Here is a 15,367-nt window from a genome sequence, read left to right on the forward strand (position 1 = left end):
CGACCGAATTTCATAATGTTTACCACTAGGGGAGTCGCGTGACGCGGCTGAGATGGACGAGGTCCAGACCCTTTGAACCTGATCTAGTTCACGCTAGCGTAGGGAAGTGGGCGAACCGATTGTTCTCGTACACTTTGTGTAAATCCGACGCCGCTTCCGTTATGGGAGGCGGCGTCTTTTTTAATCACAAAGGAGGAGAACACATGACATTCACCGCACATCTACGACAAGAGGCAGATGCTTTGTTTCAAGCCAGTTTTGATCACCCGTTCGTCCGGGAACTCGGAACGGGTGAACTCGACGAGGCGAAATTTCGGCATTACGTCATGCAAGACTCGTATTATTTGAATCAGTTTTCGAAAGTACAGGCGAAAGGCGCGACGCTCGCCCCGAATATGGAAGTGGCGAGCCGTTTTTTGACGCACGCCCTTCACACGATTGAAGCGGAGCATGCGCTGCATCGTGAGTTTTTCACGTTGCTCGACGTGACGGAGGCGGAGTGGGCGACGTTCGAACCGGCCCCGACGGCTTACGCCTATGCGATGCATATGCAACAGGCTGGGCCGACGCTCGGCGACGTGCTCGCGTCAATCTTGCCTTGCTACTGGGTCTATTATGAGATCGGGGAGCGATTGAAAGACGCGACACCCGATCATCCGATTTATACGACGTGGATTGCGACGTACGGGTCGGAATGGTTCCGCGACCTCGTCGAGGAACAGATTGAACGGCTCGACGTGCTCGCCGGACAGGCGACCGCGGAAGAGCGATTCCGGTATCAGCAGCTGTTCTTGAAGAGTTGTTATTATGAACACGCGTTTTGGGAGATGGCGTGGACGCTCGAGTCGTGGGATTTACCGGCGGGGGTAACACGATGAAGCGCGACTTATGGGACAAAGTCAGAGCCGAACGGCCACTCATCCACAACATCACGAATATCGTCGTCGCCAACTTTTCAGCGAACGGGCTGCTCGCCATCGGGGCGGCCCCGGTCATGGCATCTGCGGTCGAAGAAGTGGCCGAGATGGCATCCGTGAGCGATGCGCTCGTGCTTAATATCGGCACGCTCGATGCAATGACGGAACGTACGATGATTCGAGCCGGGCAGGCGGCGAATCAAGCGGGTCGTCCAGTCGTCTTCGATCCGGTCGGGGTCGGGGCGACCTCATTCCGGCGCGACGTCGCCAAAGCGATTCTGCAACATGTCCGCGTGACGGTCATTCGTGGGAATGCCGGAGAAATCGCGACATTGATTGGTCTCGACGCGGCGGCGCGCGGTGTGGACGCCGGTGAAACGCGAGACGATTTGAATCAAATCGCGCGTGAGGCGGCACGACGCTATACCTGTGTCGTTGCCGTGACCGGAGAAACGGATGTCGTCAGCGACGGGGACGTGACGATTGAAATTAAAGGCGGTACTGGCGCGATGGCCCGGACGACAGGGACCGGTTGTTTACTCAGTGCGGTCGTCGGTGCGTTCCTTGCGGTCGAACGGGATGCGGTTACGGCCACGGCGACGGCGCTCGCCGGCTATGCCCGGTGCGGCGAACTCGCTACCGCTTTGGCTGACGGACCGGGTGACTTCCCCGTTCACTTCTTGAATGAGCTTGGCAAGATGACGGCGGTCGAGTTGCCGAGTGACCGTATCGAGGTGGTGTCATGATACGGCCCCAAGTATTGACGATTGCCGGTTCAGATTCGGGCGGTGGCGCTGGCATTCAAGCTGATTTGAAGACGTTCCAAGAGCTCGGTGTGTTCGGGACGAGTGTTTTGACGGCCGTCACGGCCCAAAACACACGTGGGGTGCATGGGGTCGAGGCGGTGTCACCGGAACTCGTGACGCAACAACTCGATGCAATCGGTTCAGACTTTACGATTGCGGCGTGCAAGACCGGGATGTTGTTCGATGCGGCGCGCATCGAGGTGGTCGCTGATGGGGTGCGGCGTCACACATTCAATCGGCTCGTCGTTGACCCGGTCATGATTGCGAAAGGCGGGGCCTCGCTACTTCAGGATTCGGCGGTCCAGGCGCTCAAGACATCCCTCTTGCCGCTCGCGACCGTCGTCACGCCGAACGTGCCGGAAGCGGAAGTGTTGACGGGCATGACGATTCGGACGTTTGAAGACCGGATTAAAGCAGCAGAGCAGATGTTAGCGTATGGTGTCCGTGCTGTCATCTTAAAAGGCGGACATCTCGATGGCGCAACTGCGGACGATTTGGTCATGACGGCGTCAGAGACGTTCCTCTTGTCGGCCCCGCGCATCCAGACGAGTGACACACATGGAACCGGTTGTACGTTTTCGGCAGCACTCACGGCGGAACTGGCCAAAGGGCATTCCATCCTCGAGGCGACGGTTACAGCCAAGCGGTTCATCCAATGCGCGATCACGCATGGACTCGATATCGGTGCCGGACATGGACCGACGAATCACTGGGCGTATGCGACACATGGAGAGGCAGGTGTGACGCTTGAATCCATCACAACGAACCATCGCTGAGCAGTTGCGGCTTTATTTTATTTGCGGAACCGCAAACGCGGAAGACATGCTCCAGACGGTGGAAACGGCACTTCAATGTGGCGTGACATGTTTTCAATTTCGCGAAAAAGGTAAACATGCACTGTATGGGGATAAAAAAGAAGCGATGGCGAGAGCGTTGCAAACACTCTGCCGCTCATACGATGTTCCGTTCATCATCAATGATGACGTCGACCTAGCAGAGCGCATCGATGCCGACGGCGTGCATATCGGACAGGATGATGCCGAAGCCGCACGCGTTCGTGAGCGAATCGGCCCGGACAAATGGCTTGGTGTCTCGGTGCACACGCTCGAAGAAGTAGCGGCGGCCATCGAGCATGCGGATTATGTGGGCATCGGTCCGGTCCACCCGACGAATTCGAAAGAAGACGCCAGGGCAGTGAACGGGACGGTGCTCATCCGCCAAGTTCGAGCCTTGTATCGAGAGCTGCCAATCGTGGGGATTGGCGGCATTTTACCGGAACACGTTTCGATGATTCGGAACGACGGGGCGGACGGCGTCGCCGTCATCTCGGCTATCGCTTCTGCACCGGATGTGGCCATGGCCACACGGCGTTTCGCTTGTCTCTGAATTCAATTTGAGGAGGAAGACAGATGAACGTATTTGTAATAGGCGCGAATGGACAGATTGGAAAACAGCTCGTCGAACGATTGCACGAGGAAGGGAAGCATCAAGTCACGGCGATGGTGCGGAAACAAGAGCAACTCGACGACTTTACATCGAAAGGCTATCAAGCCGTTTTAGGCGACCTCGAAGGTGACGTGTCGTCACTTGAACAGGCGATGTCTGGGATGGACGTGGTCGTCTTTGCGGCTGGTTCAGGCGGTAGTACCGGAGCCGACAAGACGCTGTTAATCGACCTTGACGGCGCGGCGAAAAGTGTCGAGGCGGCTCAGGCGAACGGGAATGTAAAACAGTTCGTCATGGTCAGCGCCTTGAAGGCGGAAGATCGTTCGGCATGGCCGGAAGAGATGAAACCATACTATGTCGCGAAACACCATGCAGACCGTCTGCTTGAAGCGAGCGGGCTCACGTACACGATCGTTCGCCCGGGTGCGCTGACAGATGATGCCGGAACGGGCAAAGTGAAGATGAGCGACGTCAAGACGGGGGAAATCCCACGCGCAGACGTTGCGGCCTTCTTGGCACACGTCATCGGACATGACGCGGCCCACAATCAAACGATTGATCTCGTCACAGGCGATACGGCAATCGAAGACACATTTTGAACTACCCCCACCTACGCTTCACTTGGAGGTGGAGGATTCCTGGGTGATCCAGTCGAACGACCGGAACCTGATCAGGCTATCCCCGTCGTCCCGACGGTTGTGGAGGCCAGGATGCGCTCGGCCTCTCGTTTGAGGTTCAGTCCTGCATTCACATCGCGGTCGTGGTGCGTCCCGCAACCCGGGCATGTCCACTTACGCAGACCGAGATGCTTCACGTCTCTGTGTCGGTGGCCGCAACTCGAACAGAGCTGGCTCGAGGCGAACGTCTTGCCGACCTTGACGACGGTTTTGCCGTACCAGTCCGCCTTGTATGCGAGCATGCGGAAGAACTCCGACCAACTGACATCGGAGATCGCTTTGCTGAGCTTGCGGTCCTGCTGCATGTGTTTCACCTGCAGGGTCTCGATGCCGATGACGTCGTGGTTTTTGACGATCCTATTTTTGATAAACGAGATGAAGACAGCGAGTGGACTTTGGTTCCGCTCGCTTTTTGTATGGATGTGTCCGTACACTCGAGAAAGGATTCGTTTCGACCGATAGAGAAAGTAAGAGATGGATTTGTTTGAAGAAAGGGGTCTATCCGTGACCACATTATTTCTCTATATGGCCGTGTATTTATTGCCGGCATTCTTATTGAGCCACCTGGCCCTAGATGTCTTGCTCCGCAATCCGCGCCAAGTCGAACATCGACTGCTCAGCCTATTCGTATTCGGCTACGCGATGCTGTTCTTGGCCGAGTTCGGTCGGCACCTGTCGCCGATTGACGCGAGCCCGGCCTTCGTCACGTACTGGTTCGGCAATGCCGGCATTTTGATTTTCGTCTGTTCCGTCCACTTTATCGTCAAAGTGACGGGAGTCGGGGCGAAACTGCCGAAATGGATATATCCGTATGTCATCTATTTGCCGCTCATCCCGGTCGCGTTGACGTTCATCCGTCAAGAGAACATCTTGAACAGTCAGCGCTTCGATCAAGTCGGTCCTTGGATATATCCGGAGTTCAACGTGTCCTATTTGACGACGATGACGGTCGGGAACGTGTTTCATTTCTTGATTATCGTGTTGCTGATGTATGCCTTGAAGCGTGCAGATCGCCACGAACATCAACTGGTGCTCCGGATGCTCATTTGGACGGCGGTCGTCGTCCTCGTCTGGGACATCGTCTTCGGTTATTTCCAGTTTCGTGGAATCATGCCACCGTATGCCTATATGTACGGAGGCTTGGTCTGGACGGTCGCGCTCGTCGTGGCGATGAACCGGCTCGACTTCCTCGCGTCTTACGCGAAACGATACGGCACGCTCTATAACTTGAATCCGTCTGCCATCCTGCTCGTCGACGACACCGGTCGCATCGAGAGTGCGAACCCGGCCGCGCGGACACTGTTCCATACCGTTCGTGTCGTCAATGAACGCTTCGTCGACTTGTTGCCGGAAAAGAAGCGAGACGAGTGGTGCGAGCACTACACCAAGCACTTCAAAGCCCAAAAGAAGTTCCTCGAGTTCGAGACGAAGATTCAGACGAAATCGGGACAAGAACGGTACGTCGTCATCGACGGCGATTTCGTCTATATCGACCAAAAGATTCACGGGATGATTTTGATTCGTGATGTCCATACGTTCAAAGAGGCCGAGCAGTCGATTCGCTTCTTCGCCTATCACGACCCGCTCACGAAGCTCGCGAACCGCCGCGCGTTTTATGAACAAGCCGATCAGGCGTTGCTGCAAGCGGATACGCTCGCGCTCGTCATTCTCGACCTCGACGGCTTCAAAGGCATCAATGATACGTACGGCCACCAGGTTGGCGATGATTTTCTCGTCCACCTCGGCGTCTTGCTCGAGCTGGCGACACCGGAGACGGGTCTCGCCTCGCGTGTCGGCGGCGATGAGTTTTATATGTATGTGACAGACGTCGAGGCGGATGACATCGTCGCGTTCGTCGAACGATTACAATCGCTGCTGGAAGAGCGACCGTTCCGTCTCGGCCGTGAGAAAATCCCGATTCGAGCGAGCATCGGCGTGAGCGTCTCTCCAACCCAAGGCAACGATTTGGACACGCTGATCCATAAGGCGGACCAAGCGATGTATCAAATCAAGCAACAAGGAAAAAACGATTATGCCATCTACGATGAGGTGTTACACGGTCCGAAATAACGGGAACGAGTAGTAGAATGACATCATTTGGAGGAGGAGAAGCGATGACTGAAAAACCATTGGTGACGATGCGCGCCGAAGGAGAAGCGACAAGTGTGAAGACGACGGTGCACGTACGTGATTTAGAACCGTTCATCGTCGATGAGCCGGAACGACTAGGGGGGACGGATGCCGGGCCGAACCCGCTTGAATATTTACTCGGAGCGCTATCGTCGTGCACGACAATCATGATCGCTTACGTCGCACAAGATCAAGATTTCAATTACGATGGGGTGACGTTCGTGACCGAAGGAACGCTCGACCCGCGCGGCTTCCAAGGCGTTGAAGGAGTGCGGACGTATTTTGAGAAAGTACACGTCAATATCATCCTCGACACGACCGAATCGGATGAACGGATTGCGGCGTTACAAAAAGGCGTCGAGGCTCGTTGCCCGATTCACAATTTAATGCATGCGGCCGACGTCGACATCACGGCGACGTGGACACGGAAGTGAGGACGGGGCGACCCATCCTTTTTTTATACAGACAGGAATGTTTGCCGGCGAGCACGAACAAGAGGAGACGTGAGAAAGGAGGTTGTCATGGACATTCGCCCGATGACACGACAAGACGCCCGCGCGATTCAAGCGTGGACGTACGAGTCGCCGTATGATTTTTATAACCAAGAAGCTTCAGCGGAAGGGATGGATGAACTGATGGCGTATCAAGCCGTCCATGATGGTACGCTAATTGGTTATTACTGTCTCGGCCGATACGCACAAGTACCGAACGATACATATGTTTACGATGACACATACGTCGACCTCGGGCTCGGCATGCACCCAGAGCGAACAGGTCGGGGACATGGCCGTCCGTTCGTCCGGTTGGTGATGCAAGAAGCAGCACGCGAAGGCAAACCGCTCCGATTGACGGTGGCCGCATTCAACAAGCGGGCCATCCATCTCTATGAGCAGCTAGGGTTTCAACAGGTCACGTCGTTTGAAAAAGGAGCGACCCGTTTTCTCGTCATGACCCGATAATCATCCGTACTGTTTCTGATGGGCTTTCTTTCGTTTCAAATAGTCCTCATCAGCCCGAAGCTGGTCCCATCGTTCCTTGAAGATGCGAGCCGATTCCGCCTTCTCTTCATCGATTTGTCGGTCGTGGATGTCGCCGTCGTCCTTATATTTTCGTCCGCCTTTATAGTTGGCGTAACGTCTCGCCCGGGTATAGCCCATCTGGATGAATTTGCGGGCCATATCCATCCCGACGAAGTCATCGGCGGCCCGATACGCCTCGAACAGCTCCATAATCTCATCGGCGGACTGCTTGGCGATCTCCGGCGTCTTGAAACGCCAATGGGGGAGAATCTCACTTTTATACGGTTCGACGAGCAGGACCCCTTGTTCGCCTCGTCCGACCCGATACAGCTCCGGTTGTTTGCGGAAATCAATCGTTTCAAAATCTAAATCATAATCAAACGGCATCGTCATCCCTCCTCATGGATTCATTCCCGTAACGAATCCGAGGGAAACGACAGAAAGGAAGAACATGATGATTCAACTTGATACAGACCGGCTCCGGCTGCGGGCGTTTCAACTCGAGGACGCTGAACAGATGTTTCGATACGCGCAAGACGAGCGGGTCGGACCAAAAGCCGGATGGGCGCCGCACCAATCGGTCGAGGAGACGCGTGACGTCATCCGGCTGTTCCAACAAGACGAAGACGTCTGGGCCATCACGTTAAAAGAGACAGGTGAGGTCATCGGCAGCCTCGGGTTGCACGACCGCCGGCCGGACCCTGAGATTCAGCATGACCGCCAACGCGAGATTGGGTATGTCCTCAGCCCGGAGCACTGGGGGAAAGGGTACATCCCGGAGGCCGTTCATGAAGTGATGCGCCACGGATTTGATGATCTCGAGCTCGAACGCATCTGGTGCGGACATTTCGACTTCAACGACCAGTCGCGCCGTGTCGTCGAAAAGACGGGCTTCACGTACGTCTTCACGACATCCCAACAGTTGACGCGCTTGGATGGGCGCACGGTGCAGAGCCTCATTTACGTTGTGACGAAAGACGAGTATGAGGAACGCCGGGCTCAATGATGAGCTTGGCGTTTTTTGGTGCGGAAAAATTAACACTTGATATGTAACCGGTTACACATTATGATGTGTTTGTAAGCGTTACCAAAAAAGGGGGGGTCGAGATGGCAACAATCAAACAAGTGGCCAAACGGGCGAACGTTTCTGTCGCGACCGTGTCCCGTGTCATGAACAATAACGGCTATGTGAGCGCCGAGGCGAGGGAGGCCGTCGAGCGGGCCATCGCCGAGCTCGACTACGCCCCGAACCGGGTCGCGCGTTCGTTATTCACCAAAACATCCGGGCTGATCGGATTGATTATGCCAGATATCACGAACCCGTTCTTCCCGCAGTTGGCCCGCGCGATCGAAGACGTGGCCAATCAGCACGGCTATCAAGTCGTCTTGTGCAACACGGACGAGCAACTGGCGAAAGAACAGTCGTACTTGGTCGCGCTTCAGACGATGCATGTTGACGGCCTAATCATCACGACGAACCACTCGGACAATCCGAACTATGAAAAGTTAGAGGTGCCGATGGTCGCGCTCGACCGAATCGTCAAGTCCGGCATTGATGCCGTCATTTCAGACGGATATGAAGGCGGTCGGCTGGCGGCAGAGACGCTGTTGAATTGTGGCGCGACAAGGCTCGCTCACATTGGCGGACCGGAACAGCTGCAGACGGTGAAGCGACGGACGGATGGGTTCCTTGACGTCGCGGGAGATCGTCTCGTCGGCATGACGCATTCGAGTTTCACGTTCAAAGAAGCGCTCACGGCGGCGCAAACGCTGTTTGATGAGCATTGGCCGTTCGATGGATTGTTCGCCGCCAATGACGTCATCGCGGCCGCGGTGTTGCAGGAAGCGGTGCGTCGGAATGTGCGTGTGCCAGAAGACTTACAAGTCATCGGTTACGACGGCATAGAGCTCGGGGAGATGACGTCGCCGCCGCTCACGACAATCTCGCAACCCATCTATGAGATGGGACGCCGAGCGACCGAGCGACTCCTCGACTTGATTGAGAAGAAAGATACCGTTACGAAAGAAATCTTGTTGCCCGTCACGTTGACGGAGCGACAGACGACGATCCGAAAGGGGCATGACACATGAAGCGAATTGTGGTCATCGGTAGTGTATCGATGGATTTAGTGGTCACAACAGACAAACGTCCGCAGGCAGGAGAGACCGTCATCGGGCAGGCGTTTCAGACGGTGCCCGGAGGAAAGGGTGCCAACCAAGCGGTCGCCGCCGCTCGACTCGGAGGACGAGTCGAGATGGTCGGATGTGTCGGTTCCGATGAATTCGGACAGCGTATCCGCCAAAACTTTGAACAGAATAAAGTGGGGACCCAACACCTGCGGACGATTGACGGCGAAGTGACCGGGACGGCGCATATCGTGCTCGCCGAAGGTGACAACTCGATTGTCGTCGTCCAATCGGCGAATAAACAAGTCGTCTTCACGGAAGCCGAGCTCGAACAGTTGATTGATGACGAGACACTCGTCTTGCTCCAACTCGAGATTCCAATTGCAACGGTCGAACAAGTGAGTGCGTACTGTCGCGCCCGTCAAATCCCGGTGTTGTTAAATCCGGCTCCGTCGCAACCGCTCACGGATGAACTGCTCGAGCATGTAACCTACGTGACGCCAAACGAGCACGAGTGCCGTGACTTGTTCGGAGACATCCCGCTCGATGAGGTGCTGCGCCGCTATCCGAACAAACTGATTGTGACCGAAGGGGTCAACGGTGTCCGCTTCTTTGATGGCGAGATGATTCAGCACGTTCCAGCCATCCGAGCCGATGTCGTCGATACGACGGGAGCGGGGGACACGTTCAACGGGGCCCTCGCGGCCGCCTTGATGGAAGGAAGCGAGTTACGTGAAGCGGTACGCTTCGCCGTCGTCGCTTCAGGATTGAGTGTGGAAGGGTTCGGAGCCCAAGGCGGCATGCCGAACCGGAACGACGTCATGAGACGATTGGAGCGAGTGTGATGAAGAAACATGGGATTTTGAATAGCCATTTGACCAAAATCTTTGCGGACTTGGGTCATACGGACACGGTTGTCATCGCGGACTGTGGACTACCGATTCCAAATGGCGTGGCGCGAGTCGATTTGGCGCTTCGTCTCGGTGAACCGTCGTTCCTCGATGTATTAGATGCGGTCGAGTCGGATATGGTCATCGAACAGATCACCGTAGCCGATGAGGTGTTCACGGCGAACGAGCCAATCGCCAAAGCGTTGACCGATCGATTTGACACGGTGAAAACTTGTTCGCATGAAGCGTTCAAACGCGAGGTCGAACAAGCGAAAGTCGTCATCCGGACAGGAGAAGCGACTCCGTATGCGAACGTCATTTTACATGCCGGCGTCATCTTTTAAGGAGGGGTTCGATGCACATCCAGTTGAAGCGCATCCATAAATCGTTCGGTCCGGTCAGTGTATTGAAAGGCGTCGACTTCGAATTGTTACCCGGCGAAATTCATGCGTTGATGGGCGAAAACGGGGCCGGCAAATCGACGCTCATGAAAGTGATGACCGGGCTGCATCCGCTTGATGAAGGAGAAGTCGTCATCGATGGGGCCGTCCGGCAGTTCAAACATCCGAAAGAAGCCGAACGGGCGGGCATCGCGTTTATTCACCAAGAGTTGAACATACTGCCGGAGCTGACGGTGATGGAAAACTTGTTCCTTGGACGGGAATTGACCGGTCCGTTCGGTGTCATCAAGCAGCAAGAGATGAAGCGTCGGGCGCGGGAGTATTTGGCCGAGTTGAACGTGTTCATGGAAGTCGATCAGCTCGCCAAACAATTATCTGTCGGACAACAGCAGATGATCGAGATCGCCAAAGCGCTCATGACGGATGCGAAAGTCATCGTCATGGACGAACCGACCGCCGCACTCACCGACCGCGAGATTCGAGCGCTGTTCTCGGTATCGCGGGCGTTGCGTGACCAAGGCGTGTCGATTATCTATATCTCGCACCGGATGGAAGAGATTTTTGAACTGTGCGACCGCATCACTGTCCTCCGCGACGGCGTGTCGATTGGGACACACCGTATCGCTGAGACATCGTTCGAAGAAATCGTCAAAGAGATGGTCGGGCGCGAGATTGGGGAACGCTATCCGGATCGGAACGCCACGATTGGCGACGTCGTACTTGAAGTCGATGGATTGATAGGTAACCGGTTCCACAATGTCTCGTTTGATGTTCGAGCCGGTGAAATCGTCGGTTTCTCGGGACTCATGGGAGCTGGACGCACCGAAGTGATGCGTGCCTTATTCGGAGCCGACCGGGCCAAAGCAGGCGTCGTCAAACTGAACGGAACCGAAATCCGAATCAAGCAACCGGCCGACGCGATCCGACACGGCATCGCCTTCTTGACGGAAGACCGAAAAGGCGAAGGGTTGTTGCTCGACTTCACGTTACGTGAGAACTTATCGCTGCCGACGCTCGATAAACGAGCGAAGGGAACCATCATCTCACGGCAAGCGGAAGAACAGTTCGCGGACGGTTATTTGAAAAAGCTGCGCGTCAAACATCATTCGATGGAGCAGAAAGTGAAGTCACTCTCGGGTGGGAACCAACAAAAAATCGTCCTCGGCAAATGGCTCGGCGCCGAGCCGGACGTCTTGATTCTCGACGAACCGACGCGTGGTGTCGATGTCGGGGCGAAAAAAGAGATTTACACGATCATGAGTGAGCTTGCCGAGTCGGGCGTCGCCATTATCATGGTGTCGTCGGATTTACCCGAGGTACTCGGGATGAGCGATCGGATTGTCGTCATGCGAGAAGGTGTCGTCACCGGAACGTTGGCCAAAGACGAGGCGACGCAAGAAAAAGTCATGACATATGCGACAGGAGGACAATGATATGGAATTGAAAGCTGCGACTGCATTAGGTCGGCCGCAAAAGCTTGGTTGGGGACAAAAGCTCGGACCGTTATTCGGATTGCTCGCCATCATCGTTGTGGTGACGGCGCTCGAACCAGGTTTTCTCTCGTTGAACAACATCTTTAACGTCCTTCGCCAAGTGTCTATCAACGCCTTGATTGCGTTCGGGATGACGTTCGTCATTTTGACAGGCGGCATCGACTTATCGGTCGGTTCGATTCTCGCCTTGTCTTCGGCGTTCGTCGCCGGCATGATGGTCGATGGGCAACACGCGGTCATGGCGATCGCGCTCGGATTGATTGCCGGTGCTGTGCTCGGTGCGTTCAACGGCGCCGTCATCACATACGGGAAAGTCGCACCGTTCATCGCGACGCTCGCGACGATGACGATTTATCGGGGTTTGACGCTCGTCTATACGGACGGCCGTCCGATTACCGGGTTAGGCGACTCGACGTGGTTCGAACTCCTCGGACGCGGTTACTTCTGGATTATCCCGGTGCCAGCTGTGACGATGTTGATCGCTTTCGGTGTGTTGTACTTCATTTTGAAAAAGACGACGTTCGGTCGTCATACGTACGCGATTGGCGGTAACGAGGAAGCTGCCAAACTGATGGGCATCGGGGTCAACAAAGTCAAAGTCTTGATTTACTCGTTGTCGGGTACGTTGGCGGCACTCGCCGGCATCATTTTGACATCGCGTCTCAACTCGGCCCAACCGACGGCTGGGACGTCTTATGAACTTGACGCCATCGCAGCGGTCGTTCTCGGGGGAACGAGTCTTGCGGGTGGACGAGGCTGGATTGTCGGGACGCTGATTGGGGCGCTCATTATCGGCACGTTGAACAACGGTTTGAACCTTCTTGGCGTCTCATCGTTTTTCCAACTCGTCGTCAAAGGGGCCGTCATTTTATTCGCAGTATTGCTCGATCGAAAACAAAACGCGTAATCATCGAAAGGGGAAACGGAAGATGAAAAAATGGACAGCTTGGCTACTCGTATTGACAATGGTCGTCATGGCAGCTTGTTCGACGGAACAACCGGGGACAAGTTCGGAGCAAGAGACGAAAGACGGGGACTTCAAAATAGGGCTCTCGATTTCGACACTAAACAACCCGTTCTTCGTCGCGTTGAAAGACGGTGCGGAAGAGCAAGCAACTGAACTCGATGCGACACTCACGGTCGCCGATGCGCAAAACGATGCGGCCAAACAAGTGAGCGACGTCGAAGACATGATTCAAAAAGGGATGGACTTGATTCTTATCAACCCGACCGATTCGGAAGCAGTCGGTGCAGCCGTTCAAAGTGCGAACGATGCGGGCATCCCGGTCATCACGGTCGACCGTAACGCCGAGTCAGGCGACGTGGTCGCGCACGTGGCGTCAAATAACGTCGCTGGTGGGAAGCTCGCAGGTGACTATATGGTTGAACTCGTCGGCGAAGGCGGGAAAGTCGTCGAACTCGAAGGGATTCCAGGAGCGTCAGCGACACGTGACCGTGGTCAAGGATTCAACGAAGCAATCGATGGAAAACTTGACGTCGTTGCCAAACAGTCGGCTAACTTTGACCGGGCCCAAGGGTTGACGGTCATGGAGAACATCTTGCAAGACAATAAAGACATCGTCGCCGTATTCGCTCATAATGATGAGATGGCACTCGGTGCCGTTCAAGCGTTGAACAGTGCCGGCTTGAACGATGTCAAAGTCATCGGCTTTGATGCGACGGATGATGCCGTCAAGGCGGTCGAGGACGGAACGATGGCTGCGACGGTCGCACAGAAACCGACAGAGATTGGAAAACTCGGTGTCGAGGCTGCTGTGAACCACTTAAAAGGGGAGACAGTGGAAGAGAACATCCCGGTCGACCTCGAATTGATTAAATAATATGAACAGCCGACGCATTCGAGGTGCGTCGGCTGTTTTTATGCTTGATGAATAGGTTGGAGTGCTTGAACGACTTCGTCTTTGATCGTGACGCCGCTCGCTTCGAGTTCAGCGATTTTATCGGCGAACTGTGGCAAGTACGCTTTATGGGCGATGAGCAGTTCATCGAGCACCCGTTTCGCGGTCTCGCCGCTCGGGATGAGCGGATTGATGATGAACGCTTGAAGGGCGAGTCCGTAGTCACCGGTCACGGCCGCTTCTTCGACGCACCGCTCCATGTTCTTCATCACTTGGAGCCATCCTTTTTCAGCGGGGGCGAGTGCGCCGAACGCGATTGGTTTCGCACCGGTCGCCCCGATATAGGCCGATACTTCGACGACGTCGTCCGGGGCGAGGTCCGGGACGGCCCCGTTGTTCTTCGTCGAGACGACGATATGTGTGTTCTTATTGGCGTAAATCGAGGCGATCGTCTCACACGCCGCGTCCGAGTAGTGGGCACCGCCGCGTTTAGACAGTTGCTCCGGTTTATGGTCGAGGTTCGGGTCTTTGTACAGCTCGAACAGCTCGGCTTCGGTTTGCTTCACTTGCTCGGCACGTGTGCCGACGGCCGGGTCCCGATATTCCTCGAGCATGTGGGCGAGCATCTCTTCGGCACGGTAATAGTATCGGTGATAGCCGCAAGGAATCATGTTCATCTGTTGCAGTTGTTCTTTGAAGAACGGCATGTCATGAATATTGGCGGGGATGCCCGAATCGCCGTCATACATCTTGTCGATGATGTCGCGCGTGACGTCTTGACCATGCACGTCATGAACCCGGTGCCAATGGAAGTGGTTCAATCCGGCGAACGAGTAAATCAACTCTTCCGGTTTCTTACCAATCAGTTCCGGTTCTGCCATCATCGCATTGACCGGCACGTTGCACAGGCCGATGACTTTGTCCCATTTGCCGTAACGGATGACCGCATCGGTCACCATTCCGCTCGGGTTCGTGAAGTTGACGAGCCAGGCGTCCGGACAGAGCTGTTTCATGTCTTCGACGATATCAAGGATGACCGGAATGGTACGGAACGCCTTCAAGATACCGCCGGCCCCGTTCGTCTCTTGGCCGACCATGCCGTACGAGAGCGGAATCCGTTCATCTTTGATGCGGGCGTCGAGCAAACCGACACGGAACTGGGTCGTAACAAAGTCGGCGTCTTGTAACGCTTCTCGACGGTCGAGCGTCAGATGCACTTTAACGTCATACGGAGAAGCGTCCCACATTCGCTGCGCCATTTGTCCGACGATGTCGAGTTTGTCTTGACCGGCCTCGATGTCGACGAGCCAAATTTCGCGAATCGGTAACTCTTCATACCGCTTAATGAACCCTTCCATCAATTCTGGTGTATAGCTGCTACCGCCCCCAATGGTGACGAGTTTAATTCCGGTTGTCATACGAATCTCCTCCTTGTTTGTTCACAAAAAAATCAATCGTGTGTAAACGAAATGTGATACTCGAACTGTATCCGTTTGTCCATTTCAGTATAGAATAGAGAAAAATGAACACAATAGATTTCAAAAGAACTCAGAAAGCGTTTACAAAATAAAACAAAATCAAGTCGTTTTTTGTGAACGTCAT

The 15,367-nt window shown here is 55.0% G+C and carries 17 protein-coding genes, 1 pseudogene and 1 riboswitch; of the genes and pseudogenes, 15 read left to right on the top strand and 3 right to left on the bottom strand.

Annotation, left to right across the window (positions count from 1 at the left end; translation table 11 throughout):
• The first annotated feature begins 17 nt into the window (after positions 1-17).
• Positions 18-122, top strand: a riboswitch (TPP riboswitch).
• Between the two features lie 81 nt (positions 123-203).
• The 5 genes from tenA to KNP72_RS11480 are packed head-to-tail and all read left to right on the top strand — an operon-like array spanning position 204 to position 3,768.
• On the top strand, positions 204-878 hold the full coding sequence (tenA, locus tag KNP72_RS11460; RefSeq protein WP_214719004.1) for a thiaminase II: 675 nt from the start codon (positions 204-206) through the stop codon (positions 876-878).
• Positions 875-1,663 carry a hydroxyethylthiazole kinase gene (gene thiM / locus KNP72_RS11465; RefSeq protein ID WP_214719006.1) on the top strand — a complete coding sequence of 263 codons (789 nt, stop codon included), beginning with the start codon at positions 875-877 and terminating at the stop codon, positions 1,661-1,663. Before tenA ends, thiM begins: the two co-directional genes overlap by 4 nt.
• Entirely contained in the window at positions 1,660-2,499 is an 840-nt protein-coding gene (thiD, locus tag KNP72_RS11470; protein ID WP_251128984.1) for a bifunctional hydroxymethylpyrimidine kinase/phosphomethylpyrimidine kinase, read from the top strand. The genes thiM and thiD overlap by 4 nt, the downstream gene beginning before the upstream one ends.
• On the top strand, positions 2,471-3,109 hold the full coding sequence (gene thiE, locus KNP72_RS11475; RefSeq protein WP_214719014.1) for a thiamine phosphate synthase: 639 nt from the start codon (positions 2,471-2,473) through the stop codon (positions 3,107-3,109). Before thiD ends, thiE begins: the two co-directional genes overlap by 29 nt.
• A gap of 23 nt (positions 3,110-3,132) precedes the next feature.
• Positions 3,133-3,768: an SDR family oxidoreductase gene (locus tag KNP72_RS11480; protein WP_214833392.1), complete on the top strand. Its 636-nt coding sequence runs from the start codon at positions 3,133-3,135 to the stop codon at positions 3,766-3,768.
• 71 nt (positions 3,769-3,839) lie between these two features.
• Here KNP72_RS11480 and KNP72_RS11485 read toward each other — a convergent pair.
• Positions 3,840-4,289: pseudogene (locus tag KNP72_RS11485) on the bottom strand (RNA-guided endonuclease TnpB family protein); the annotation flags it as partial.
• A 61-nt stretch (positions 4,290-4,350) separates the two neighbouring features.
• Between KNP72_RS11485 and KNP72_RS11490 the strand changes: the two are divergent.
• The 3 genes from KNP72_RS11490 (at position 4,351) to KNP72_RS11500 (ending at position 6,935) form a co-directional block, all read left to right on the top strand.
• Entirely contained in the window at positions 4,351-5,916 is a 1,566-nt protein-coding gene (locus KNP72_RS11490; protein ID WP_214719024.1) for a GGDEF domain-containing protein, read from the top strand.
• Between the two features lie 44 nt (positions 5,917-5,960).
• Positions 5,961-6,410 carry an OsmC family protein gene (locus KNP72_RS11495; protein ID WP_214719026.1) on the top strand — a complete coding sequence of 150 codons (450 nt, stop codon included), beginning with the start codon at positions 5,961-5,963 and terminating at the stop codon, positions 6,408-6,410.
• 87 nt (positions 6,411-6,497) lie between these two features.
• Entirely contained in the window at positions 6,498-6,935 is a 438-nt protein-coding gene (locus KNP72_RS11500) for a GNAT family N-acetyltransferase (RefSeq protein ID WP_214719027.1), read from the top strand.
• On the opposite strand, the gene KNP72_RS11505 is transcribed toward KNP72_RS11500, so the two are convergent.
• The gene (locus KNP72_RS11505; protein ID WP_214833396.1) at positions 6,936-7,382 is read right to left on the bottom strand and encodes a DUF4385 domain-containing protein; all 447 of its coding nucleotides are present in this window, start codon (positions 7,380-7,382) and stop codon (positions 6,936-6,938) included. It abuts the gene before it with no gap.
• 67 nt (positions 7,383-7,449) lie between these two features.
• Here KNP72_RS11505 and KNP72_RS11510 point away from each other — a divergent pair, with 67 nt between their 5' ends.
• The 7 genes from KNP72_RS11510 to rbsB all read left to right on the top strand — a co-directional run bounded on the left by KNP72_RS11510 (position 7,450) and on the right by rbsB (position 13,747).
• Complete coding sequence (locus KNP72_RS11510; RefSeq protein WP_214719029.1) at positions 7,450-8,001, top strand: GNAT family N-acetyltransferase; 552 nt, start codon at positions 7,450-7,452, stop codon at positions 7,999-8,001.
• Between the two features lie 101 nt (positions 8,002-8,102).
• Complete coding sequence (locus KNP72_RS11515; RefSeq protein WP_214833399.1) at positions 8,103-9,086, top strand: LacI family DNA-binding transcriptional regulator; 984 nt, start codon at positions 8,103-8,105, stop codon at positions 9,084-9,086.
• Entirely contained in the window at positions 9,083-9,967 is an 885-nt protein-coding gene (rbsK, locus tag KNP72_RS11520; RefSeq protein ID WP_214719032.1) for a ribokinase, read from the top strand. Before KNP72_RS11515 ends, rbsK begins: the two co-directional genes overlap by 4 nt.
• Complete coding sequence (gene rbsD / locus KNP72_RS11525) at positions 9,967-10,356, top strand: D-ribose pyranase (RefSeq protein WP_214719034.1); 390 nt, start codon at positions 9,967-9,969, stop codon at positions 10,354-10,356. Before rbsK ends, rbsD begins: the two co-directional genes overlap by 1 nt.
• Positions 10,357-10,367: 11 nt before the next feature.
• Positions 10,368-11,846, top strand: a complete 1,479-nt coding sequence (locus tag KNP72_RS11530; protein WP_214719036.1) for a sugar ABC transporter ATP-binding protein — start codon at positions 10,368-10,370, stop codon at positions 11,844-11,846.
• Position 11,847: 1 nt separating this feature from the next.
• Positions 11,848-12,813 carry an ABC transporter permease subunit gene (locus tag KNP72_RS11535; protein ID WP_021065942.1) on the top strand — a complete coding sequence of 322 codons (966 nt, stop codon included), beginning with the start codon at positions 11,848-11,850 and terminating at the stop codon, positions 12,811-12,813.
• 22 nt (positions 12,814-12,835) lie between these two features.
• Positions 12,836-13,747 (top strand): ribose ABC transporter substrate-binding protein RbsB, encoded by a 912-nt coding sequence (gene rbsB / locus KNP72_RS11540; RefSeq protein WP_214719038.1) that lies wholly within the window; start codon positions 12,836-12,838, stop codon positions 13,745-13,747.
• Positions 13,748-13,785: 38 nt separating this feature from the next.
• On the opposite strand, the gene KNP72_RS11545 is transcribed toward rbsB, so the two are convergent.
• A complete protein-coding gene (locus KNP72_RS11545; RefSeq protein WP_214719040.1) occupies positions 13,786-15,183 on the bottom strand; it encodes a 6-phospho-beta-glucosidase in 1,398 nt (465 codons plus the stop codon).
• Positions 15,184-15,367: the final 184 nt, after the last annotated feature.

The sequence above is a fragment of the Exiguobacterium sp. s152 genome, from assembly GCF_018618335.1.
Lineage (GTDB): Bacteria > Bacillota > Bacilli > Exiguobacteriales > Exiguobacteriaceae > Exiguobacterium > Exiguobacterium chiriqhucha.